Here is a 23,054-nt window from a genome sequence, read left to right on the forward strand (position 1 = left end):
TTCACTGTCCTGCCTCCGCGGTTCATTACCTCACGGAGTGCTGTCGAAGGTGACGCGAACGAGAAATGGCACACCGGGGACGTTTCACCCCTCTACAGCTGCCGCGCCACCTCCGAGGCGACCAGCTCCAGGTGGTCGAGGTCGGACATGTCGAGCATCTGCAGGTAGATGCGCCGCGCCCCGATCGCCGAGTAGCGGCCGATGGTGTCGACCACCTGGTCCGGGGTTCCGGCCGCGCCGTTGGCCCGCAGTTCGTCGACCTCGCGGCCGATGGCGGCGGCGCGGCGGGTGAGCTCCGCCTCGTCGCGGCCGCAGCACAGGACGAGGGCGGCTGAGCGCACGATTTCCCCCGGCGCCCGGCCGCGCTCGGCGCACGCCTCGTCGACGCGGCGGTACTGGGTGGCCACGGTGTCGACGTCGGCGAAGGGCACGTTGAACTCGTCGGCGAACCGCGCCGCTAGCGCGGGCGTGCGGCGCTTGCCGAACCCGCCGACGATCACCGGCGGCCGCTGCTGCAGCGGCTTGGGCAGGCCGGGCGAGTCGACCAGATCGGTTCGCTTCCCGCGGACGGTGACCGTCTCCCCCTCGGGGGTCGACCACAGGGTCTCCAGGGCGCCGAGGGTGTCCTCGAGCATGTCGAATCGCTCGCCGATGGGCGGGAACGGGATGCCGTAGGCGGTGTGCTCGTCGGCGTACCACCCTGCGCCCAGGCCGACGTCCAGGCGACCCCCGGACATCTGGTCGACCTGCGCGAGCGAGATCGCCAGCGGGCCGAAATGGCGGAAGGTCACCGAGGTCAGCAGGGTGCCGAGCCGGATGGAGCTGGTCTCCCGGGCGAGGCCGGCCAGGGTGAGCCAGGCGTCGGTGGGTCCGGGCAGGCCGCTGACGTCGCCCATCTTGAGGTAGTGGTCCGAGCGGAAGAACGCCTCGTAGCCCAGCTCCTCTGCCGCGCGGGCGACCGCGAGCTGATCAGCGTAGGTGGCACCCTGCTGGGGTTCGACAAAGACGCGCAGCCCGACCTTTCCATCGGACGCGCGGTCGGTGGTGGCGCTGGGCGCGGTGGCGGAGCTGGACGCGGGCTGGCTGGAGTCGGCTGGCATGACGTCCAGAATGCCTCCGCTTGATCAGGCGTGCCAGGCGCCGGGGGGACGAGACGAGACAGGTGAGCTCACTGCACGCTCTCGGCGCGTTGCCGCTCCCTCAGCCGCAGCACGCGCTTGACCACAAACCAGACCACCAGGATCGCGATGATCGCCAACACTGCGTTGGACAGCACCCCACTCCACCGCTCCAGAACGGGCTTGATCGCCGGGCCAAACACGAACCCCGCGCCAATCCAGATCGCGTTCCACACCCCGGATCCGATGAGGGTGTAGGCGGAGAAGTGCAGGACGGGCATCCGGTTGATCCCCGCGGGTATCGAGACGAACGAGCGCACCAGGGGGACGCAGCGCCCCAGCAGCACGGCCACTCCGCCCCACCGCTGGAAGAAGGCTTCCGATTTGTCGAAGTCCTCGTAGTCGAGCAGCGGGATCCTGCCCACCAGGCGCCTCGTGCGATCGCGTCCGAGCGCGGCCCCGACGGCGTACCAGATCCAGGCGCCGATCAGCGCGCCCGCGGTGGCCGCAGCCCAGGCGAGGGAGAAGCTCATCCGCCCCTCGTAGGCGAGGAACCCCGCCCCGGGCAGGACCGCCTCGGACGGGATCGGTGGCAGGAACGTCTCGAGCAGGATCGCCAGTCCCACGCCGAGCTCGCCCAGTGTCTCCATGAGATTCAGGACCCATCCGATGAATCCGCTGTACTCGGCCGAGGGTTCGATCGGCGGCGCCTGGGCAAGGGTGATCACGTCGATGTCCGTTTCTCCCGCGCTCGGGGCCTGGTGAGCGTCTCTGGTCGCGGGGCCGGGTGTCCACGGCCCGGTCGCGGTGCAGCGCATGGCCGGCAACCATTGGAGGATACCGGTTCAGAACCCCGGGTTGGCTGAGAGATTTCCTGTCGTGAACGGCCGAGCGGGCCGGCCGGCGTGGGAGTGGTGCGGCGAGAAACCACTCGCTCACCAGTGATCGCAACTACTACTGCACCCGTCCCTTTGGCCGGCACACGCGGCCGTCGCTGCCTTCGCCGCGGATCTGGTGCGCGTGACGCTCGACGGCGATCAGCTCGGGGAGTTCACCGCCGCCGCCGAGGACTCCGCGCCGGCGGCGTACAGCGAGGGTTTCGACGACGTGGTGTTCTTCTGCCTTCCCGATCCCGCCACCGGCGAGGTCCACCTCCCCGTGGCCGCGCCGGGCGGCGGTCTGGCGCACCCGCCGGGCGGCGCCGCGCTGGTCCGGGAGTACACGGTGCGCTCACTGCGCGACGGTGCGCTGTGCGTGGACCTGGTCCGGCACGCCTCGGGCGCGGGCGCGCACTGGCTGGAGGGTCCGGCCAGGCGGCGCTACCCCAGACCGTCCTGCCCGCGGTCTGCCCGCCGGCGCCGACCGCAAAGTTCACCGGCAACTGGCGCCTCGGCGGGCCGCTGTAGCTCCTGAGCCGCTCCCCGGCCCGCGTTGGGAAGGGGCGACGATGACGAGGCTCACCCTTTGCCCGGACCGACCCGCGGCCGCCGGGTGGCGCGGAACCGGCCGGGCCATCTCGAACTCGGCGGGCCACCGCTGCGCATCTGGGTGAATCTTCCGCGGTGGGGCGACGGCTCCACCGGCGAGAGCCCCATCCGCGAGGCGACGAACGACGTCATCGTCTAAGTGACTCACCGGCCGCACGCTGTCGTAACGCACACAGTTCGGCCTGTGGTTGCGCGCCTGAAAGCGACGACGACAAGGCTCTCCCCGATACCCGGACAGGGTGCTTGACGACCGCAAAGTTCGAAATAGCGCACACACTACCTTGTGCCCGGTAAACCGAACACCTAGGCTGCGATCGATACAACGAACCTCAGGAGCGTCATGGCAACGTTCGCCGCTAGGGCCCGGACTGTGACCGACATCGCTACGTCGGTCAGGGACGCCCGTCTCGCCGCCGGTATGAGCCAGGCCGACCTCGCAGCGGCAGCCCATCTCACACGCTCCTGGGTGAGCCTCTTCGAGAGCGGGCGCGCTCCCAATGCGTCACTGAGCAAGGTGCTCGCGATGATGGACGTTCTGGACGTCACGATCCGGCTGGCGTATCCCGTACCGGACTCGGACACGCCCCCCGCCGAGTCGGCCCGCCACCCGCGGCACCTGCCCGAGGCGGTCGATGCAGTCGAGGCGATGGAGGCACCCGAAGCAGTCGACACACCGGCGGACGATTATGAAGTCCTGACTTCCGCAAAAGTGGCCCCCCCTGGCGAAGTAGCGCTTGCCGCTGCACGCGCCATCCGGGCGGCCCACCGTGCACGCGACGTCGCAGATGACATCACTCAGCGGTCTTCCGATGCCTGACAAGGAACTCGCGGTCCTACTGTCTGGACAGAGACTGGGGACGTTGACGGAGGGCCGTCATGGCAAGCACTCGTTCTCCTACGACCTCGACGGCCCCGAACGGAATCTCTCGCTCTCCATGCCCAGACGCCGTCAGGCCTGGGGCCCCGATCGGGTCGAGCCCTTCCTCGACGGACTGTTGCCCGACAACCAGGCCGCGCGGGTCCAGATCGCCCGCCATCACGGGGCCGTCGCAGGCAACACGTTTTCCCTCCTCACCGCTGTCGGTCGCGATTGCGCCGGCGCTGTTCAGTTTCTCCGCCCCGATGCGATGGATGAACTCGACGAAGGGGTCCTCGTACCGATGTCTGACGCCGACATCAGCAGGAGACTTCGCGAGCTGATCTCGAGCAGACAGGCATCCTGGCAGGCCCGCGGCGAGCATTGGTCGCTCGCAGGAGCTCAGGAGAAGGTCGCTCTCCACCGACGAGCAGACCAGTGGTATCAGGCGACCGGCGCGATCCCCACTACGCACATCATCAAGCCCGGTGTTACCGATCTCCCCTGCCAGGCGTACAACGAAGTCCTGTGTCTGCAAGCCGTCCGAACAATCGGTTTGCCGACGGCCGCCACGAACTATGTCGATTTCGCTGGCACTCCCGCTGTGATCAGCCGACGGTGGGACCGCCATGTCGCCGTTGATGGAACCGTGACCCGTGTCCATCAGGAGGACCTCTGCCAAGCTCTCGCAGTTCATCCGTCGCGCAGGTACCAGGCCGATGGAGGCCCATCCCCCGGCGATGTCATCTCCTTCTTGCGGGCGCTCCGCCTCGAGGAAGACGTCTGGCTTTTCGTTCGAGCGCTTGCGATCAACTTTCTGCTCGGCGCCACCGACGCCCATGCCAAGAATTACGCGATTCTTCACGCCGATGATTCCCCACCCCGGCTCGCACCGCTCTATGACATCGCGTCGATCTACCCGTACTCACCACAACGGAGTCAGCGCAGACTCGCCATGAAGATCGGGAGTCGGTACGCCTACGACGAGATCACCCTCCGCCACTGGATCACCTTTGCGGAGACCAACGACCTCGATCCGAGCGTGCTCACCGCCCAGATCTACCTCGACGCCGATGAGCTGCCCGGGGCACTCCGATCCGCCATCGAGCTGCACCCCCCGCGCACTGACGACGAACACCAGTTGGCAGACACGCTTATGGCCGAGGTCGAGGCCCAGTGTCGACGGGTTCTGGCCTGGTTCGGTTGAGTGAACCGAACTGGGGCGACGACGACGAGGTCCGCCACCCGCCCCCGGCCCGCATAAACCCGGCCGCGCGGAACCGGCCGGGTCAGAACCAGTCGAGCGGGGTGCCGTAGAGCCGATCGTGCGGCAAGCTGCGAGCGATCAGCTCGGTGAGGGCCTGGTGGTCGTTCTTCAACGCGGTACCGCGGCGGGTCGGCCGGAGCTCGCCCTTGTACTTACGCACCAGCCCCAGCGCGCGGGCCCAGTCCCTCAGCTGCCAGATCGGGAACGTCTGGTCTTCGCGATTGTTCTTCCCGATCCACTTGCGGTCCCAGCCGGTGTCGGCCATGAGTTGCTCGACCATCGTCGGCGGCAGGTACCCGGCCGCGGTGAGCTTGACCCCGTCGCCGACCCGTTCGAGCAGGATCTGCAGCTTCGCGGCCTCGTCCCGCTGGACTTCCCTGAGAGTGGCTGGCGTGTCGGCGATTCCGACCACTCGCCGCTGAACGTCCTCGAGGTCGAATTCTTCCGCGTCCCAGCCGGCCCAGAACTCGAGTACCTCCGGGCCCCAGCCATCCGAGTCGAACTCGTCGCCGCCGGCGATCCACTCGTTATATGACCAGATCCCCCCGCAGTCCTCCGGAGGGCATGCCCGGCGACCTGCCACCACCGTCGCATCCGGGATCTCGTCGTCGTCGTCGGGCTCCAGGACCTTCTCCACGGTGACGCGATGCCACCAACTGTCACCGAAGTCGTACAGGTACAGGAACCTATCGCCCACGCTGTGCGCCAGCTCGTCGAGCCGTACGTCAGCCTCGTCGAGTTCGCCCATCTCCCCGGCGTCGGGGTAGTCCATGGAGGCGAAGTGCTCGGCGTCGCGGTCCCGGCGCGAGGATGCGTGGACGAACTCGTGCAGGTGACTGTTCGTCCAGCCCATGGCTTCCTGCAGGATCAGGTGAAGGCGCGGCAACATGAGGTCGCTGCGCAGGTCCAGGCGTCGCCAGATGGGCGGGGACGAGTCCTGCAGCTCGACCTTGACACGGTAGATCACCGGTGTCTCGCGCCTCGGGTGTCGCCGGTTGACGGCCGGGCGGTCCCACGGCGACTGGTAGTCGGCTCCAGCGGCGAGGGAGGCCATCAGCTCGGTCTGCGGGACTCCCGCGCTCGCCAATGCGTCGAGTACCGCGTGTTTCAACTCGTCTGCGGTGAGGTCGCCTGGTCCGTAGGGGCGATCTGTCGAGGGCGTCACCTCACCGACGATACGAGATGCGAGCGGCGCGCTGGGACGCCCCCGTTTGGAGAAGTAGTCTCACCTGCCATGGACACTGTCGAGCCCGGCCTGTTCGACCTACCCGAGCCCGCGCCTGAGCCCACCCCGCAACCCTCGCCTGCGCGGCCCCGTCCCGGCAGGAACCGCGAGACATGGTCCTGCACTGTGTCCGCGGAGGTCGCCATCGTCGATGCGGCGGCGGTGACGGCGGCACTGGCCCAGTACCGTGAGGACACGGTGGTGGTCGATGCGTTCTCCGGTGCGGTGATCGAGGACCCGGCGAGTGAGGAGGCGGGGCCCGATCCCACCCTGCCGCCGCTGCCTCAACTGAACTGGCTGATCTGGCCTACGGGCGGTCTGGAGGAGCTCCTCGAAGAGGGCGCGTTCCGGGTCTTCGATGTTGAGAGCGCTGTCACCTCCGAGGCAGCTGACCGGGGCACGGCCACGTGGACGGTCACGGTCAAGCTCACCGACGTCCAGCTCCTTCGTCGCGTCGCCACGCGAGCCCAGCCCGCCGACGCCGTCCTTATCGCGAGCAGTCTGGCGGTCGCCTGGCTGCGCGCTGCCGACTCGTTCGCTCCCCTGCGTTCGATCCCCGGGATCTCGTGGCGGCCGGTGTCCGTCGACATCGCTCACGTGCCGGCGCGAAAACGATGACGACGGCCGCCGCTCCCGCGCACCGCGCACCGAGCCCCCAACCACCGGGCGGATCCCGCCGAGTGGACGATCCCGCTCGATCCGGGGCGCTCGCCCCCGACGCGGGGCGATCGGGCGGAGGCCAGGACGGTCAGCACGCGGGTCGAGCGACGTGCGGTAGTTGCGCGGAGTGGCGGGGTCCCTTGTGCAGGCCCACGGCGCCGGGGGGGGGGGGGGGCGGAGAGCCGAGGTGATCTGCCTGCCGGGTGTCGTCCCGGCGCTCAACTGCGGGACCTCCGAAAGGGACGTGCTCGCCTCGACGATGCGCCCACTCGCCCATGTCGACCTCCCGATGATCGGCAGTCCACCATTGCGCATCTGGGTGGACCTTCCGCGGTGGGGCGACGGCTCCACCGGCGAGGGCCCGATCCCCGAGCTGACAAGTAACGTGATCGCCTGGTGGCTCACCGGACCCGCTCCGTCTTAACGCTCACTGTCCGACGTGGACTGCGGTCTTGAGGGCGACGACGACAAGGCCCACGACCGCCGAGAGCGGACCGCCACTTCCCGCCATTCGAACCGACCGGCATAGACCAACTCGTGCGGCGCGATGTAGAGCTGGTCCACGCTATTCACCCACCGCGCCCTCAACTCGTCACAGTGGCCTACAAGGCTGTGACTTGCTGGGGAGTGCCTGTGGATTAACAGCTAAATATTCGCGCTGACCTGCCTTTATGTCATCTGCGGGTAATGGCGCTTAGTGAGTTTCCCGCCCGAGGAGTGTCCTCTCGATGTGCTTCCATAGGTGGCAGTCGAGAGAAAGGCCCCTTCGTGGCGATCAAGTATCTGTTCGCAGATGAGAGTGGCGACCTCCAGTTCCTCCGCAACGGGAAGGCATCCAGGTACTTCGCGGTGGGCACGCTGTGCGCCGACGAAAAACAGGTGTGGGCGCTCCGGACGCGCCTCATGCGGCTCCGAGACGAACTGGCCTGGAAGGCCCAGGGTTTGGATTCGTGTTTCCACGCCTCTCCGGACGCCCAGGTCGTGCGAGACGCGGTGTTCGACGCCTTGGTGGATCTTGAGTTCCGGTTCGACATCACTCTGTTGGAGAAGTCCAAGGCCCAGCCCTCGATCCGCCCAACCGAACCGAAGTTCTACCAGTACGCCTGGTTTTTTCATCTCAGTCGGGCCGCCCCTCAGTTGTTCCACCAGGGCGATTCCATCCAGGTCGTCGCCGCTCAGATGGGAACCAGGAAGACCCGGGCTGCGTTCAGGGGCGCCGTGGACGATGTCATGGCCCAGTGTCTGCCCTTCCGCGCCAAGCGAGTATTGGCATTCTGGCGGGATGAGTCCGACTTCGGTCTCCAGGCTGCGGACTACTGCACCTGGGCGGTCACACGGAAGTGGGAGACCGGCGACGACCGAGCTCACAGACTGATCCGGAGCAAGATCAGGATCGAGAGTGACTACTTCGGGTACGGCACCGAGCACTACTACTGACGCACGAAACCCCAACCAACTAGGGATCATTCCCGAAGCCCAGGGGCTCTTTCGTCGATTGGGGTCGCACTGAAAATGTACCACCGTGTCAAGCAACTTGACAGCCTTAAAGCGTGTCGAGGTCATGACGGGCGGCCCTCCATGCCGGTCTCGCAATCAGCCCGTCGACTGCGGCCTGCTCGGACAACGCCTCGGCCGCGTCCAGAAGCGCAGACCGGGCACTGACGAGCAGATCGCCACTACCCCCTCCAGGACTGTTCATGTGCCCTCATCCATTCGATCAACTCGTTCGCCTCTGCGGGTGCCCGGCCCGGCCCGGTCATGAGGTCCACAGCCACCTGGGCCGGGCGGGCGACCGTGAGCCCTTCCAACGCGGTCATGGCGCGTTCCATGACAACGGGGTAAGTGGGTTCGATCAGCAGCACGTTCGCTCCCGCTTCGGTCGCGCGCAAGCCCCAGTTCGCCGCTGCACGTTCGACGTTTCGGACGTACACCATCGCCGACCTGGCTGGTGCGTAGGCAGCCCACGCTGCTGCTGCGACGGACCCGGTCAGCGCGTAGTCGACGTCCTCTTCCTCGCGCACCGTATCGAGAAGGTCCGACAGGCCCCGGGGAGCGATCCAATGGGACACGGCATTGGACCGGAGTAACTGATAGTCGTCGCTCCATCTGCGCAGAAGAGCTGCCCAATCGGACACCAGGAATCGCCGGTCAGGCAGCCGCTGCGCAAGTCCCTGATCTTCGAGAAACTGCATCACACGGTATACCGACCCCACCGAGGCCTTGGCGACGTCGGCGAGTTCCCGCACACGCCATGGCCCGGGAAGATCGAGTAGCGCTCTGACTACCTTCGCCGCGGGTTCTCCCTTGAGGGTGCCCCTCGGGCGCCCTGGCCCCCGCCAGGGATCTCTTTCGGCACCACGATCCGAGACGAAGAGTGCGGGAACGGGGGATGAAACCCTCATATTGCCGGTCGCATCGATGTATGAAATGCCAGCCGCGTCGAGCCGCGCACGGTCGGCGGGCGCGAGATAGCGAGTCAAGACCAGGCACCCACTGTCCGGCACCTGGGCCATAGTGTCGCCGCACCTCTTCCGAAGCGCAGGTATGTCGCGAGCTACGACGGCGCTCTTGACGGTGACACAGAATGTTGCGGCACTCCCATCGGGAGCCTCGGCGACAATCAGAGAATCGGCTCCGCCAGATGTCGACGATGTAGCGCCCTGCCTGGTATCGATCTTCCACTCCGGCGGGAGTCTCTCGCGAAGTGCCTGGGACGCGACATCGACGAGTTCCGCCTCCGAAGGGGGTCTCGAATCTATCGTCTTGCCGTTTATCATGTTCGGATAATAGCGCCGTTCCGCAGCCAACGGAAGCGGACAATTTGCCGAACACCGCCAGCGCGACGCGACTCAGCCCTCGCCGGGCCACACCACGTCCTGCACGACCTCGTTGCGCCGCAGGAACCACGGCGTGAACGGCGGGTCGAATCGGGCGTACCTGGGCAGCCCGGTGGCGACCAGCCCGGCCCGGCCGATCGCGGCCTCGAGCTCGGTCAGGTGACGTCGATAGGCCGACGCGCTCCACCGTCCGGAGTAGCGCACCGCTGCCGCGATCCGTTCGGGGACCTGCCTGACCCGCACCCGAGGATCGGTGGGCACCGGCGCGGTCGCGGCGGTGAGCGAGGCGGGCAGGACAAAGGCGACCACGTGCTCCCGCCGTCGGCCTCGGTCTGGACCACGGGCGCGGTCATGGCGACCTTCTCGGAGCCGGAGGCCTCCTGGACGACCGGTGCCGTCATGGCGATGGACCCGGCGGACTCATTGTGACCGGTGATGCACCGGAACAGCGCGCTGAATGCCTGGTTGCCGGCACTGCCGAAGGACCCGCGAACGGACACCTCCGCCGCGGCGTGGGAGGGGTACCGCCGCGGCTCGAACTCCGGGTGATGCTCGAGCACCTCGCAGGGCTGCTGCTCGGTCATGAATCGACGGTACGCGCGTTACCGACCGGCGGCGCCGCGCGCGGATGAGGTCGGGCAGACTCTGGTCCGCCGGCCGGGTGAGCAAGTAGGCGAGCCCCGCCGCCATCTCCGGATTGGGCAGGGTCCACACCCCGACGGGCGTGATGAGCAGCAGGAACCCGATGCCGCCGGCCAGTCCGAGCCTCGCCCAGCTGTCCCGGCTCAGCATGAGGACTCCGAGCGCGATCTCCCCGGCGCCGGCCAGGATCCCCACCGCCTGCGGGGCGCGCGCCACCACCTCGGTGAACACCCACTCGTGGGCGGACAGTAGCGGCGCGTCAGTCCCCAGCCCCACGAAGGTCTGCGGGTCGGCCAGCGCGAGCACCCAGTTCACGGCGATCCCCATGACGATGAAGAACACGCCGATGAACACCCGCGCGGCCCGGGGTCTCCAGATGCTCAGGCTCAGGAACGCGAGGCAGAAGACGAGCCATGGAATGGTCTGTTCCATACCGATCTCCTCGGTCAGTGCGGATATCAGCTTCGCTCACGCCCGCGGTGGAGATCAAGGGTCGAAAGACCACGACGACGACAAGGGCACCACCGCCCCTACCGGCCCGCAGCCCCCGGGCGCGGCCGAACCGGCCGGGTCAGCCGGTGAGCCCGCGGAGCCAGTCGACGATCGCGCCGGCCAGCTCGTCCGGGGCCTCCACCGGCAGCATGTGTCCGGTCTCCGGGATCTCGACGTAGGTGACACCACCGGCCTCGGCACCGTCCACTCCAGCCCGAGCCCCGGCGCCGCTCGACCCGGCACCATTCACCTCAGCCCACCGCCGCTGCTCCTCGGTGGGCACCACCTGGTCGTCCGACGCCCCCACGATCAGCACCGGGACACCAGCCTGCGCGGGAAACTCGCTGCGATCCGGCCGGGCGCCGATCGCCACCGAATGGGCGGCGAACCGCTCCGGCCCGTACGCCCGCGCCGCGCGCAGCCGCTCGGCCCTCACCTCGGGGTCGTGGCCGCGGTCGCCGTAGTACACCGCCTCCATGCCGTCGAGCGCGATCTCCTCGCACGCCTCCCGACTCAGGCTTGCAGCGCGGTCCGCCCGCGCCTTCGCCGACTCCGGATCTTCGGCACCCACCGGGGCGGTGACCAGGACGAGCCCGGCCAGCAGCGACGGGCGCCGCTCGGCGAGATGCATCGCCACCACGCCGCCGAGGGAATGCCCGACGACGACGCTCCCGGGCGCGACCCGGCCCGCCACCTCGTCGACGAGTGCATCGAGGTCAGCCACGGCCGGAAGGTCCAGCGGCGTGGCGTGGACGCCGTCCGGCAGCGCGCGCATGACCGGCGCCCACGTCTGCGCGTCGCCGTGGAGGCCGGGGAGGAGGACGAGGTCGGTCATGGGAACCGACCCTACGCGCGGCTACCGCGAGCAGCTGGCGGCCAAGGAAACGCAGGAGGAAACCCGATAGGCACGATGACGACGACTACAACGTCGTCTCTCCCACCAAGTCTGCCGCCCCGAAATGCCCGCGGACGGGGATTGCTACTCCTGGCATGCCTCGGGAGAATCGTCGGCTTCGCACAGGTCGACTTCCGGCGCTTCACCGGACTCTGGCTCGGCAGACGGCTCGACCGGGGGCTCGACGGGCTCGACCGTCTCTTCAGGCTTGTCCACCGCGGGAGCATTCGGGACCTCGGGCGGGACGGGGATCCCGTTCGGATCGGCACATTCCGACAGGTCTGCCACGTAATGATCTGTCCGCGGGCACCGGTACGGGTTCTTGGCCATCTGCTCACTGCGCAGAGCTGCGCACTGCGGGTGGTACCCGTGCGAGCCGTCGCTGAACCAGCCAGTCTCCGTCCACGCTCCCCCGCCATAGACGCACTCGACGAGCGTCGGCCCTGCAGCTGCGGGAGTGGCCGCGGCCGGCGCCCCCGTCGCCGCGGTCTCCGCGGTCTCCGTCTCCGGCGTCCTTTCGACGGTCGTGGTGGTGGACTTGCTTGTGGTGGTCCGCGTCGATGACTTCGAAGTCGTCGTATCCGTGCTGGTCGGCTCGCCGGTCGCCGGTTCGCCCCCGCACCCGGCCACCAGGACGAGCGTCGACAACACTGCGCCGACCACCCTCAACCTCGAGGTATGCGAGCGATGTTGGCGGGTAGGTGCACTCAACTGCAGGCCCTTCGTCAGTGCCCGGGTGGGCGGAATATCCCACCGATCATGCACTGAGGTCACGGTGGATGAGCGGGTTTGACGATTCAATGTTAACGCCGCTCTTTGACGACTATTTAGGCCAGTCGCGCTAAACTGAAGCGCTGCGCCGTGCTGACAGCCTGGGGGCATGTCCCGCGGGGTGGCGGGGTTTCGGAGCCCGGATTTTGGCTGACCGAGGTGTGGCGGTCCGCCGAACAGGGCGGGCCATCACGTAGTGGTTCGCGAATTACCGTCAGGTTGGATCCCCTCACGCACACCGAGTTCCTTCACTGTCACCGCTAGTTATATGCCAGCGCCCCGACGCAGAACTCGTCCTCCAGAAACGCATTGAACCTGTTCGCGGCGGACCGTGGGGCACCGGTGGAGATGTCCCGGTCTATTTCGTCGGCCCACGTGGTGTAGCCGTCTTCGACGTCCCGACACACGGAGAGCATCCCGCCGACGAACCCCTCGAAGATGCTCGGCGACATTCTCTGCCCGACCGCACCCGAGTAGCCGGTAGCCGCAGCTTCAGAATGAAGCCGCTCAAGCAGGTCACCGTAGGCGGAGGAGGCAGGGGGAGCAGACGTGGAGCTGACTTCACTCGGCGTCGGCGCATGGTCTTGTTCAGCGGCGGAGATACTGCTCGCAGTCTGATCGTCGCCTCTGTCGCCATCTCCGCCGAAAAAGCCTGCCAACGCAAACCCGGCTACGGCCACGGCCCCCACTGACATCGCGACCGTCAGGGCCTTAGCCGAACGCCGGCGACGCGCTTCTTCTTCTGTCAGGCGTGCCTCTTCCTCCGCGGCATACCGCTGGTATCTAGCCCGGGTGATTCACGGGGATCTGCGGATCGCTGGGCGAAAATAGACCGAAGTGCTTCCTGAACAGGGGAAACTGGGACTTGTCTAAGGTTCCATGTTCGCCAGCAGAAAGCACTCGGTAGGTGAAGCGTACTTCGTGGTCGTCCGGCCTGTCCGTTACTGCTGATGGTGTCGGGGTGATCTCCCACGCCGGAGCCATCGCACCACGCCTTCTGGCTGATCAGGTGGGGCTGACAACTGAACTGTCAGGGGCCATGGCCCGCCGCCGGTTCATCCCGATCCACGACCGCGGCCGGGTGCTGATCGACGTCGCGGTGATGCTCGCCGATGGCGGCGAATCCATCTCAGACATCGGCGTCCTGCGCCACCAATCCGAGGCCCTGGGCCCGGTAGCCTCGGCCCCGACGGTGTGGCGCACACTCGATGAGATCACTGCCGGCAAGCGCAAGAAGATCCAGGTAGCGCGTGCCCGCACCCGCCGTCACGTGTGGTCCCGCCTGCCCGGCGGGGTGCCCGCATCGGCGTGTGCGGGGCGGGATCTGGGATCGACGGTCGTGCTCGATGTGGACGCCACGATCGTGGTCACCCACAGCGAAAAAGAGAACGCCGCACCGACGTACAAGCGCACGTTCGGGTACCACCCGATCGGTGTGTGGTGCGACAACACAGGGGAGTTCCTCGCCGCGAGCCTGCGCCCGGGCAATGCCGGGTCCAACACCGCGGCTGACCACATCGACGTCCTGGGCCAGGCGATCGCGCAGATCCCCGCCGCTCACCGCCGTGACCTGCTGATTCGATCCGACGGTGCAGGCGCCTCCCATGACCTTCTGGATTGGATCACCGAACAGAACGGCATCCGCGGTCGACGGGTGGAGTACTCGGTCGGGTTCTCCATCACCGCCCCGCTACGCCGGGCCATCGCGATCTGCCCAGAGGCTGCGTGGGGGCCGGCATTGAATCCCTCCGGCGACATCCGAGACGGGGCCGAGGTTGCCGAACTGACCGGCTTTCTCAGCCCCAGGATGCTCGCGAAGTGGCCGGATGGGATGCGGGTCATCGTCCGCCGAGAACGGCCCCATCCGGGTGCTCAGTTGTCGATGTTCGAGGAGATCGACGGGTGGCGCTACCAGGCGTTCGTCACCAACACTGCCACCGGTCAGCTGCAGTTCCTCGAGGCCAGGCATCGGGCTCACGCCCGGGTCGAGGACCGGATACGCCACGCCAAAGACACCGGCCTGGGCCGTCTGCCCTCCCGGGAGTTCGCTTTAAATCAGGCCTGGCTGGTGGCGGTGATGCTCGCCGCGGATCTGGTGGCCTGGACGCGGATGCTCTCTTGCACCGGCGAGGCCGCAGTTCTGGCGTTGTGCGAGCCCAAAGCGCTGCGCTACCGCTTCCTCCACGTGGCAGCCCGGCTGGTCCGCAGCGGCCGACGGCGGCGCGTGAAGATTCCCGAAACGTGGCCCTGGGCGACTGCCATCGTCGCAGTGTTCAACACGATCGCCGCGATCCCAAAACCGGCCTAACCTCACCCACCCGCCCACGACAGAACCACCGGAGACCCGCCCACCGGCAGCGCCAGCCGGCACTCCTGCACGCCCACCCACGAAATGGATCCCGCCGTCACCCGACAGCAGCAATCCTCACGCTCCGTGAATCAGCGGGGCTAGCCTCCGCCTCTTGCTTCCGTTGAAGCGCTGCCTCACAGTCATGACGCTCGAACACACGCAACTCGTTACAGACCTCACAACGATTCATTTGTCATTTCCTTCTCAGCGTTTGTATGCGTCGTGTCTCGTGCGGTGCGTGCATCCGGCGGCAACGCGCGCATGGGCATGAGCATGGAACTACAACGCCAACGTCGCCGTCTGTGCTGAATCGGAGGGGCCAGTGACCGTGCAGGAGGTCAGGGCCCTTCTCGCTACGAATCCTCTGATTCCGGCTTAGCCGATCGACGGGGCAGGAACTTCGACGCTCGCGAGTTGAGAGACCGCGGCGACTCTTCTACTGCGTCTTCGGCGGCCTCATCGTCGGTGCGCTTCCGAAGCAGTCGCTTGCTGAGCCCCTCTGCGGCCTTGCCGGTAGCCAGTCGCGCAGACTCGAGGGTATTGCTGCTTGCCTGGACTGCGCTGCCGAAGCCTTCCGTCCCGGAGGCGACCACCTTGTCTCGTGCATCGAGGGCGGCGTCTCGCCAGCGTCGGCCTTCGAGGTCGGCCTGGTCACCGTCAATCCCGAGAAGTTGCTGGAAGCTGATGACGTCGTTGTGAACCTTGTTACGAGCGCTCAGCACCTTGGGCGCGGCCATCGGGTTGAGCAGTAGTTTGGCGTCGGCTAGACCAGCGGCTACATCCATGCGCAGAAGGAGTGAGGCGGTGCCGGTCGCGAGCTGGTCGAGCCGCCGCTGTCTGGCCAGCTGGAGTCCCTCGCGATGGTCGTCGAGTTCGCCGGGCGACGCGTCAAGAACTCGGTCGAGCTCCAGCACGGCGATCCCGTCCTGGAGACGGAAGCAGTGCGCAAGCACGGCCAGCCATTCCTGGACTGTTCGCTCCGCTTGTCTGGAGACATCCGCCAGGTCGTTCACCCTGTCTTGACTCTCCAGCTTTTCGGCGATGCCGGTCAACTGCTTAAGCGCGTAAGCCTGCGTCCGCCCGATTGTGAGGCTCGTCGATTGCACTTTGGACCAGGTGATCTCTGAGACTCGTCCAACCGAGTCGCGGATGGTCATCGCTTCGTCGAGCACAAAGTCGACGCCGATCATGTCCGCGATTACAGCGTCCTTCTGGGCCCGCAGTACGTCGTCGACCTTGGCGTCGATGACGGCGAGGTAGTCGGTGATCTCGTCCATCGTCTGCTGCATGGCCATCTGGGCCATCACTCCGGCGGCGCCGGCCAGCATCGCAGGATTGGCAAGTGCCTGCCCGGGGCCGTTCACGATCTCGAGGATGCCCTTGATTTTCCCGTTGTCCTCGGTGAGGATCGCGCGGCTCACCTTTCCGCTGGAGCCCGTCATTTTCCGGCTCGTGTTGAACGCCGCTGCCGACTCCTTGGTGAGCTTGACCCAACGACCCGATTCGGCAGAGATCTCCGCCCCTGCTTGGGCGATGCCAGCTGACGTATTGAGCGTGGAACTGATCCGCTTCAGATCCAACTCCTTCGATGGAAGGCCTTGCGAAGCCAGGAACTGTTCCACCGCAGTACTGTGGCCGATCACGGCGACGCCGTCCCCGTCGTTGATCAACTCGATCTCATATGTCATGACTACTCCAATGTGAGCGGGGTTCGCCCGCGGCCTGAAGATAAGAATGCACTACCGGTCCGACACTCGCCGGTGCCGGTCGGGCCCCGCACACTTGGACACTCTGGAATGGACCGGGCCCAGAACCGGCACCTGCCCAGACGCAGGTAGTCGCCAGCCTTCTCGCGCTCCGCTCGGTGGCCACGGGCGGGCGCGCGGAACCGGCGCTCGGCAGCCGCCTGCCGACGGTGGTCGACCCCGCCCCTCGTTGCGCGTCTAGCGGGGATCCCGCTCGCAGGCGATCCCGTCGTTGTCGCCGTCCATCGACGGGTCGTAGTACCTGCTCCCACGATGCATGGGGGCGACGCCGAGGTTCCAGGCCTCCCGGCATCCCGAGAGTCGGGGCGCGGGGGCAGGCGTAGGACCGGGCGCGGGAGCCGCCACACCCGGTGCCGGCACGAAGTGCAAGGACCAGACAAACGGGTACGGCAGCAGCGGCAGCGCCATGGCGTCGAAGCCCATCGGGGCGGGGATGACAACCGGGGCGAACTCGGGCAGGGCGATGACGCCCGATCCGACCTGCATCTCGGCGGCTGTGACCGAGGGGGCGGTGCCGAGAACGGCGACCGCGGCCAGGCCGAGGGTGGCGAGCGAACGACGGATCATGTGTGAAGACCTCGAGGGGTGCAGGCCACAGATGTGGCTCCGATGAGAAGACGCTCAGAGTAGCCTGTGCATGTTCACGTCGCTGACCAGTCTGTGAAAGTGGGGCCATGACCAACCGCACCGGGCAACGGAATCCACCCACCCGCAGGCGCCTCGCCCTCGCGATCGCAGCAGCCGCTACAGCAACCGCACCCGGCGCAGCCCCCGCCCTCGCCGCCCAGTCGAACCCAGCGACCGACACGCCGACGCCTCCGATCCCCCGCGGCATGCCCCAGATCGTCAGCGATGTACTCGGGCCGAGTGACCCGGCGTTCTGGAACCCGGCGGTCCCCGGCACCCGGGTGCTGACCCCGATAGAGCCCGGTGGCGAGGTGGCCTGCGCGACGGGATTCGTCCCGGTCATCTCGTGCTCCACCGCCCACAGGTCACCGTACGGATCCCCGCAGCGCGCGCTCGAGTTCATCGATGTCCCCGTGCCCGGCGGGCCGCCTCTACGCGTGTGGTTCGACGTGCCCCGCCTGGGCGACGGCTCCACGGAGGAACCGGTGAGGCGAATCGTGACCTGGTGGCTCACCAACCCCACGCCGTTGCAGTAAGCACCCCGGATCCGGACCCCGTTAAGAGATCCCCATCTGAGTTGACCCTAAAGTTTCTAGTTGCATCACAGATTGAGCCGATCTGAACCGGTGAAGCTCTTCCGCTCGATTGAGATGAGGTTGGATTGGGCGTTTCGAAGGCTCAGTCTGGAAACTGGCGGTTCAGCCGCCACGTGGGGAACCTGACGGTGAGGACCAGCCGCTCCCCCGTGATCAGCTTCCCGCCATGCCGCCGATCTGCTGTCCCAGGTCGAGCCCGTTGATCAGGTCGGCGGAGAACGTGGCCGGGTCGGCCCCGATTTCGCCGAGGGCGGTCGACCCGGAGATCACCGAGCCCAGGCCCAGCCCGTCGAGGCTGCCGGTCACGACCTCGGTCGGGTTGGGCTCGCGGATGGTCACGCAGGTGTTGATGGGGTTCGCCACCCTGTAGCCGCTCACCAGCGCCAGATTCGTGGCGGCGCCGGTGTTGAGCACGTCGCCCGGGGTGGCGTCTGCGGGCACTCGGTAGGTGGTTTCGAGCGTGGCACGCGCGTTGCCGGCAGTGGTCCAGCCGGCGCCCGAGTAGCGGATCGAGTTGGTCGCCGAGTCGCGGGTCACGTCGTTGGTGACGGTGGTCCACGTCTGACCTCCGAGCAGGTACCACACGCTCGAGCGGGCTTGGCCAACTCGAACCCGGCCGGGTAGAAGTCCTGGATCGCCGCCACGAGCGCGCCTGCATCGCTGACTGTCGTCCGGAACGTCACTGTGCCGCCGGGGGCCGGCGAGGGGGCATGGAGCCCACTCGGTGGAGTGAGTGTCGGGCCGTGGGACTCGGGTACGCGTGACGGCGCGCGACCGCTGACCCCACCTACAACTCGCTGAAGAATCTCAGCGAGGTTTCGTCAGTAGGGCATACTTGTGACGGGCGTCACTCGTCCGGTGCGCCCTCCGGCGAGATAGCGAGGAGCGCCGCCATGAAGGCAGTCGTGTTTGAGGGTTTCAAGACCTTCCCAGTACTCAAGGACGTCGACAAGCCCGTCCCCGGCCCGGGCGAGGTCCTGCTCAAGGTGGCCGGCTCCGGCGCCTGTCATTCCGATGTGGGCCTGTTCCACGAGTTCCCCGGCGACCCCACCGGCTTCCTCACCCCGCCGTTCACCCTGGGCCACGAGGTCTCCGGATGGATCGAGGAACTGGGCCCTGGCGTCACCGGCCTGAACGCGGGCGAGGCGTTCCTGGTCTACGGACCGATCGGCTGCGGACGCTGCAAGCCGTGCTCGCGTGGGCAGGACACGTACTGCCAGGACGTGCCGTCGGTGGGGTATCTGGCCACCGGACTCGGTCGCGACGGCGGTATGGCCGAGTACATGACCACCAACGCGCGCAACCTCATCCCACTGGGTGACGCCGACCCCGTCGCCGCCGCTCCCCTGGCGGACGCCGGCCTCACCCCGTACCACGCCATCAAGCGGGTACTGCCCGACCTGACCACCCCGGGCGCGACCGCCCTGTGCATCGGCCTGGGCGGGCTCGGCCTGGTGGGGGTGCAGATCCTCCGGGCCATGAGCGGGGCCACCGTGTACGCCACCGACACCAAACCGGAGGCCGTCGCCGCCGCGGAGAAAGACGGAGCGATCGGCATCCCGAGCGAGGCTGCCGCCGAGAAGCTCCAGGAGCTGACCGGCGGCCGGGGCGTCACGGCGGTGTTCGACTTTGTCGGCGCGGCCCCGACCCTCGAGCTCGCCGCCGCCAGCGTGGCTCAGCAGGGCTCGGTGACCGTGGTGGGCCTGGCCGGCGCCGACTTCCCCTGGAACGTCTTCCGCCTGCCGTACGAGGTCAACTTCTCCTCCACCTACTGGGGAACCCTGGAGGATCTCCACGAGGTGGTGGAGCTGTACCGGGCCGGAAAGATCAACCCGGAGGTCCACGTGTTCCCGCTGGACCAGGCGCTGGAGGTCTACCAGAAGCTTGTCGACGGCAAGGTCAGCGGACGCGCGGTGATAGCCCCGCACCGCGACGCCGGATAGCCCCCGCCGATGTCAGTCGTCGGAGACCGCGACGCTGACTGCGATGTTGCCCTTGGTGGCGCGGGAGTAGGGGCACAGCTCGTGGGCGAGCGTGGCCAGCTCGTTGGCCTGCTCGGTCTCCAGGTCGGGGATCACCACTTCGAGGTCCACGGTCAGGTCGATGCTCTGCTCCCCCGACGCCACCAGCGAGACCCGGGCGCCGACCGAGGAACCGTCGATCTTGATCTTCTTCATCCGCGCGGCGCTCTGCAGTGCGGAGTGGAAGCAGGCGGCGTACCCAGCAGCGAACAGTTGCTCGGGGTTGTTGCCCTCCCCCGACCCGCCGAGCTCGGTGGGCGGAGCCATCTCCAAGTCCACCGCGCCGTCCTCGGTGGCGACGTGTCCGTCGCGGCCTCCGCCGGTGGACAGGGCTTCGACGGTGTACAGCGGATCTGCCATGAGGGGCCTCCTGGGTTGGGCGTGTGAGTGCGGCCCAAGGTACGCCTCGCCAACCCCTGGCACCGTAGGCCGCAGGATGCTTAGGGTGGAGACACGACAGGCCGCGCGCTACCCGCGGCCTCAGAGGCACCAGTCAGAGGGAGAAGGAGGAGCCTGAGATGATCGCCAAGGACCGCCCCGATCCGGACGAGTACACTCCGGACCCGGATCCCGTTACCGCAGCCGAGGAGTACGCGCCCGAGGTGAGCGTCGACGACCCCACCCGCGAGGCCAACCCGGCCGACGTGGCCGAACAACTGGTGGTGGTGCCCACCGACGACGACGTCGACCCGGACCTCACCGACGCCGACTAACCGCGCGACTCAGTGGTCGCAGTTCGCCAGATCGGTCTCGGCGAGCGGCTTCCCCTCGGGGATCACGTAGGTGACCATCAGCACCACGTCCTCGTCGCCCTCGTTGCGCCCCTCGTGCGGGTAACCCGCACCCTCGATGATCGACTCGCCGGCGCTGTAGACGTGAACGCCGCCGGGATGGATGTCGGCGTAGTGCGTGAGTTCGCCCTGCTCCACCACGGCGATCAGCTGCCCGTAGTGGCAGTGTTCCCCGGTGCCGGCACCGGGTTCGATGGTGATCTCGCGGAAGGTCACCCCGACGCCCTCTGCGCCGCCATCAACCTCCACGTCGACGGGCCCGCCCTGCTGACCTGAGGCGATGTCGACGGCGCGGACGGGTTCCGGTGCAGCGGGCGGCGTCGCTGGCTCTGCGGGGCTGCACGCGAACAATGCCATCGCGAAGGTGCCAGCGATGAGAGCAGCGCTGCCCCGAATTAATGAGTATGGCAAGGCCAATCCGCCGTGTCTTCTCAACCTGAATACGGAATCCGGTCAGCGTGAGACAACGCTATCGCGAGGCGTCACCCTACCGAGTGGTTCCTCGCTCGAAGAAGACGCGATGCGGGGAACTCCTGATAAAAGGCGAATCGCCAGCGGCCGCGGAGGGGGGTCCGTCGGCCGCCGGCGACTCTGTCGCACGATGCACGTCCGCGACCGTGGGATGGTCAGCGTAAACCGCGCACCGAGGCGGAGTCGGCGACAACTTGAGGGGGTATCAGTTTCGCCACCGACTGACCCCCACTATAGGAACCCCCCGCCTACTTCACAACCGTCAGCTACTCGGCGGGGGCCCCGGGGCATCAGGCGGACTTCTTGGTGGCCGTCTTCTTGGTGGGTGACTTCTTTGCCGGGGTCTTCTTGGCTGCGCTCTTCTTGGCCGCCGGCTTCTTGGCAGCAGCCTTTTTCGCGGGCGCCTTCTTCGCGGTGCTCTTCTTGGCGGGCTTCTTCGTGGAGCCGGAGTCCTCGTCGTCGTCGTCGGACTCTTCTTTCGCGTCTCCCCCGCGGTCCTTCACACTCGCGCGCAGCGCGGCCAACAGGTCGGCCACCTCGTCGTCACCGTCGTCGTCGCTCGCTTCCTCGCGCTCCTCGACGGTGAACGCCTCTCCGCCGGCAGCCTTGGCCTCGATGAGCTCCTTGAGCTGATTCTGGTAATCGTCCTCGTACTTCTCGGGCTCGAAGTCCGCGGCCATGGTCTCGATCAGCGAGGCCGCCATCTTGACCTCCTGCGGCCGGACCTTGGCCTCCTTGTCCAGCCCCTCCAGGATCGCCGGGCGGATCTCATCCGGCCACAACAACGTCTGCAGCATCAGCACGTCCTTGTACACCCTCATCGCACACAACCGAGTGCGGTTGCGCAGCGTGAACGTACAGATCGCCAACCGGTCGGTGGACTCCAGCGCCTCCCGCATCAGCACGTACGCCCGGTTCGAGCGCGACGCCGGCTCCAGGAAGTAGGCGTTGTCAAAGGCCACCGGATCCACCTGGTCGGCCGGGACGAACTCCGTCACCTCGATCTCGTGGGACTGCTCCACTGGCAGGCTCGCCAGGTCCTCCTTGGTGAGGATGACCATCTCGCCGTCCTCGGACTCGTACGCCTTGGCGATGTCCGAGAACTCGACCTCCTCGCCGTTGTCGTCCCGCACCTTCTTGTAGCGGATCCGCACGCCGTCCTTCTTGTCGACCTGCCGCGCGCGCAGGTCATGGTCCTCCGTCGCCGAATACACCTTGACCGGCACGTTCACCAGACCAAAGGAGACCTCGCCCTTCCAGATGGATCGCATGGAATGAGTATGCGACAGAAGCTAGCGAGGCGCCCCCGGTCGCGCCCAGGCGCACCTGGAATGCTGTGGACCATGCCCGTCGACGTAGGCCCCCTCCTCCTGATCGTCGCGGCGGCGTCCGTCATCCTGGGCACGGTCCTGCAGCGGGTCAGCGGGATGGGGGTCGGGCTGGTGGTGGCACCGACCCTCGCGCTGCTCCTCGGCCCCGTCGCCGGGGTGCTGCTGACCAACCTCACCACCACCGTCTCCGCCGTCCTCATCGGGATCACGCTCCGGCGCGACATCGACTGGCACCGGTACGTCCGCCTCGCGCCCCTGATCGTCGTGGGGTCCGTGCCCGGTGCGCTCCTGGTGGGCGCTGCCGACCGCAGCTGGCTCGAGGTGATCATCGGGGCCGCCCTGATCGGCACGCTGCTGATGACAGCCCTCGTACGCATCCCGGCGGTCAGCGGTGCGGTGCCGGCCGCGATGGCCGGCACCGCCGGAGGATTCCTCAACACCGCCGTGGGAGTGGCCGCTCCCGCGATGCTGGTCTACGCGCAGGCGACCAACTGGCAGCAGCGCTCCTTTGCCGCGACCCTGCAACCAATCTTCTTCACCATGGGTCTGACCTCGGTCATCACGAAGGTCGGCCTGGGGGCAGCGCCGATCTCCGGGCTGCCGCCGCTGAGCGTGATCGGGCTGGTCGTGGCGATGGTGCCGATCGGCATCCTGCTGGGTGGACTCGTGGCCCGGCGGGTCACCGCGGAGGCGGGTCGCAAGGTCGCCGTGGTGGTGGTGACCGCCGGCGCTCTGCTGCTCCTGGGGCGCGGGGTCGGGAGCGTGGCGGGGGTGTTCTAGCTTCTCGCGGTGGAGATGCAGAAAGACCCCGGTCCGCGGGTACGGTCCGGGGTCTGTCTGCTGCCTCAGGT

At 67.4% G+C, this 23,054-nt stretch carries 23 protein-coding genes and 1 pseudogene; 10 read left to right on the forward strand and 14 right to left on the reverse strand.

Features of this window, described 5'->3' with window-relative positions; all coding sequences use genetic code 11:
- Positions 1-92: 92 nt before the first annotated feature.
- Both A6048_RS13995 and A6048_RS14000 read right to left on the reverse strand, forming a co-directional pair.
- On the reverse strand, positions 93-1,100 hold the full coding sequence (locus A6048_RS13995) for an LLM class F420-dependent oxidoreductase (RefSeq protein ID WP_235027636.1): 1,008 nt from the start codon (positions 1,098-1,100) through the stop codon (positions 93-95).
- A gap of 68 nt (positions 1,101-1,168) precedes the next feature.
- Complete coding sequence (locus A6048_RS14000; protein ID WP_107745813.1) at positions 1,169-1,846, reverse strand: DedA family protein; 678 nt, start codon at positions 1,844-1,846, stop codon at positions 1,169-1,171.
- A 229-nt stretch (positions 1,847-2,075) separates the two neighbouring features.
- On the opposite strand from A6048_RS14000, the gene A6048_RS14005 reads away from it, so the two are divergent.
- The 3 genes from A6048_RS14005 to A6048_RS14015 all read left to right on the forward strand — a co-directional run bounded on the left by A6048_RS14005 (position 2,076) and on the right by A6048_RS14015 (position 4,668).
- The gene (locus A6048_RS14005; RefSeq protein WP_107745811.1) at positions 2,076-2,531 is read left to right on the forward strand and encodes a siderophore-interacting protein; all 456 of its coding nucleotides are present in this window, start codon (positions 2,076-2,078) and stop codon (positions 2,529-2,531) included.
- Between the two features lie 444 nt (positions 2,532-2,975).
- Positions 2,976-3,422 carry a helix-turn-helix transcriptional regulator gene (locus A6048_RS14010; protein WP_159110396.1) on the forward strand — a complete coding sequence of 149 codons (447 nt, stop codon included), beginning with the start codon at positions 2,976-2,978 and terminating at the stop codon, positions 3,420-3,422.
- On the forward strand, positions 3,415-4,668 hold the full coding sequence (locus A6048_RS14015; protein ID WP_107745807.1) for a type II toxin-antitoxin system HipA family toxin: 1,254 nt from the start codon (positions 3,415-3,417) through the stop codon (positions 4,666-4,668). The genes A6048_RS14010 and A6048_RS14015 overlap by 8 nt, the downstream gene beginning before the upstream one ends.
- A gap of 82 nt (positions 4,669-4,750) precedes the next feature.
- On the opposite strand, the gene A6048_RS14020 is transcribed toward A6048_RS14015, so the two are convergent.
- Complete coding sequence (locus tag A6048_RS14020) at positions 4,751-5,893, reverse strand: plasmid pRiA4b ORF-3 family protein (RefSeq protein WP_107745804.1); 1,143 nt, start codon at positions 5,891-5,893, stop codon at positions 4,751-4,753.
- Between the two features lie 69 nt (positions 5,894-5,962).
- Between A6048_RS14020 and A6048_RS14025 the strand changes: the two genes are divergently transcribed.
- On the forward strand, positions 5,963-6,571 hold the full coding sequence (locus A6048_RS14025) for a hypothetical protein (protein WP_107745802.1): 609 nt from the start codon (positions 5,963-5,965) through the stop codon (positions 6,569-6,571).
- A gap of 810 nt (positions 6,572-7,381) precedes the next feature.
- Positions 7,382-8,050, forward strand: a complete 669-nt coding sequence (locus A6048_RS14035) for a DUF3800 domain-containing protein (RefSeq protein ID WP_107745800.1) — start codon at positions 7,382-7,384, stop codon at positions 8,048-8,050.
- Between the two features lie 239 nt (positions 8,051-8,289).
- On the opposite strand, the gene A6048_RS18715 is transcribed toward A6048_RS14035, so the two are convergent.
- The 5 genes and pseudogenes from A6048_RS18715 to A6048_RS14065 all read right to left on the reverse strand — a co-directional run bounded on the left by A6048_RS18715 (position 8,290) and on the right by A6048_RS14065 (position 12,702).
- Positions 8,290-9,390, reverse strand: a complete 1,101-nt coding sequence (locus tag A6048_RS18715; RefSeq protein ID WP_235027634.1) for a type IV toxin-antitoxin system AbiEi family antitoxin — start codon at positions 9,388-9,390, stop codon at positions 8,290-8,292.
- Between the two features lie 72 nt (positions 9,391-9,462).
- Positions 9,463-9,759, reverse strand: coding sequence for an SOUL family heme-binding protein (locus A6048_RS18520; protein WP_200837432.1), 297 nt, complete (start codon positions 9,757-9,759; stop codon positions 9,463-9,465).
- Positions 9,760-9,887: 128 nt separating this feature from the next.
- Positions 9,888-10,034, reverse strand: a pseudogene (locus A6048_RS18880) (SOUL family heme-binding protein); the annotation flags it as partial.
- Positions 10,035-10,663: 629 nt separating this feature from the next.
- The gene (locus A6048_RS14055; RefSeq protein ID WP_107745796.1) at positions 10,664-11,419 is read right to left on the reverse strand and encodes an alpha/beta fold hydrolase; all 756 of its coding nucleotides are present in this window, start codon (positions 11,417-11,419) and stop codon (positions 10,664-10,666) included.
- A 1,091-nt stretch (positions 11,420-12,510) separates the two neighbouring features.
- Positions 12,511-12,702: a hypothetical protein gene (locus A6048_RS14065; RefSeq protein ID WP_107745792.1), complete on the reverse strand. Its 192-nt coding sequence runs from the start codon at positions 12,700-12,702 to the stop codon at positions 12,511-12,513.
- A 455-nt stretch (positions 12,703-13,157) separates the two neighbouring features.
- On the opposite strand from A6048_RS14065, the gene A6048_RS14070 reads away from it, so the two are divergent.
- Entirely contained in the window at positions 13,158-14,558 is a 1,401-nt protein-coding gene (locus A6048_RS14070) for an IS1380 family transposase (RefSeq protein ID WP_107745790.1), read from the forward strand.
- 395 nt (positions 14,559-14,953) lie between these two features.
- On the opposite strand, the gene A6048_RS14075 is transcribed toward A6048_RS14070, so the two are convergent.
- Together A6048_RS14075 and A6048_RS14080 are read right to left on the reverse strand one after the other, a co-directional pair.
- On the reverse strand, positions 14,954-16,288 hold the full coding sequence (locus tag A6048_RS14075) for a hypothetical protein (RefSeq protein WP_200837396.1): 1,335 nt from the start codon (positions 16,286-16,288) through the stop codon (positions 14,954-14,956).
- A gap of 255 nt (positions 16,289-16,543) precedes the next feature.
- Positions 16,544-16,933: an excalibur calcium-binding domain-containing protein gene (locus A6048_RS14080; protein WP_107745788.1), complete on the reverse strand. Its 390-nt coding sequence runs from the start codon at positions 16,931-16,933 to the stop codon at positions 16,544-16,546.
- Between the two features lie 107 nt (positions 16,934-17,040).
- On the opposite strand from A6048_RS14080, the gene A6048_RS14085 reads away from it, so the two are divergent.
- A complete protein-coding gene (locus A6048_RS14085) occupies positions 17,041-17,529 on the forward strand; it encodes a hypothetical protein (protein WP_107745786.1) in 489 nt (162 codons plus the stop codon).
- Between the two features lie 213 nt (positions 17,530-17,742).
- Here A6048_RS14085 and A6048_RS14090 read toward each other — a convergent pair whose 3' ends face one another.
- Positions 17,743-18,174: a hypothetical protein gene (locus tag A6048_RS14090; RefSeq protein WP_107745784.1), complete on the reverse strand. Its 432-nt coding sequence runs from the start codon at positions 18,172-18,174 to the stop codon at positions 17,743-17,745.
- Between the two features lie 308 nt (positions 18,175-18,482).
- Between A6048_RS14090 and A6048_RS14095 the strand changes: the two genes are divergently transcribed.
- Positions 18,483-19,532: an NAD(P)-dependent alcohol dehydrogenase gene (locus A6048_RS14095; RefSeq protein WP_107745782.1), complete on the forward strand. Its 1,050-nt coding sequence runs from the start codon at positions 18,483-18,485 to the stop codon at positions 19,530-19,532.
- A 12-nt stretch (positions 19,533-19,544) separates the two neighbouring features.
- Here the strand turns inward: A6048_RS14095 and A6048_RS14100 are convergent, their stop codons facing one another.
- Positions 19,545-19,970, reverse strand: a complete 426-nt coding sequence (locus A6048_RS14100) for an organic hydroperoxide resistance protein (protein WP_107745780.1) — start codon at positions 19,968-19,970, stop codon at positions 19,545-19,547.
- A 158-nt stretch (positions 19,971-20,128) separates the two neighbouring features.
- Between A6048_RS14100 and A6048_RS14105 the strand changes: the two genes are divergently transcribed.
- Complete coding sequence (locus tag A6048_RS14105) at positions 20,129-20,323, forward strand: hypothetical protein (protein ID WP_107745778.1); 195 nt, start codon at positions 20,129-20,131, stop codon at positions 20,321-20,323.
- A 9-nt stretch (positions 20,324-20,332) separates the two neighbouring features.
- Here A6048_RS14105 and A6048_RS14110 read toward each other — a convergent pair whose 3' ends face one another.
- Positions 20,333-20,758 (reverse strand): cupin domain-containing protein, encoded by a 426-nt coding sequence (locus A6048_RS14110; RefSeq protein WP_107745776.1) that lies wholly within the window; start codon positions 20,756-20,758, stop codon positions 20,333-20,335.
- Positions 20,759-21,162: 404 nt separating this feature from the next.
- On the reverse strand, positions 21,163-22,143 hold the full coding sequence (gene ku, locus A6048_RS14115) for a non-homologous end joining protein Ku (RefSeq protein WP_107745774.1): 981 nt from the start codon (positions 22,141-22,143) through the stop codon (positions 21,163-21,165).
- A gap of 72 nt (positions 22,144-22,215) precedes the next feature.
- Here ku and A6048_RS14120 point away from each other — a divergent pair, with 72 nt between their 5' ends.
- The gene (locus A6048_RS14120) at positions 22,216-22,983 is read left to right on the forward strand and encodes a sulfite exporter TauE/SafE family protein (RefSeq protein WP_235027575.1); all 768 of its coding nucleotides are present in this window, start codon (positions 22,216-22,218) and stop codon (positions 22,981-22,983) included.
- Positions 22,984-23,054 lie beyond the last annotated feature (71 nt).

This window comes from Dietzia psychralcaliphila, assembly GCF_003096095.1.
GTDB lineage: Bacteria > Actinomycetota > Actinomycetes > Mycobacteriales > Mycobacteriaceae > Dietzia > Dietzia psychralcaliphila.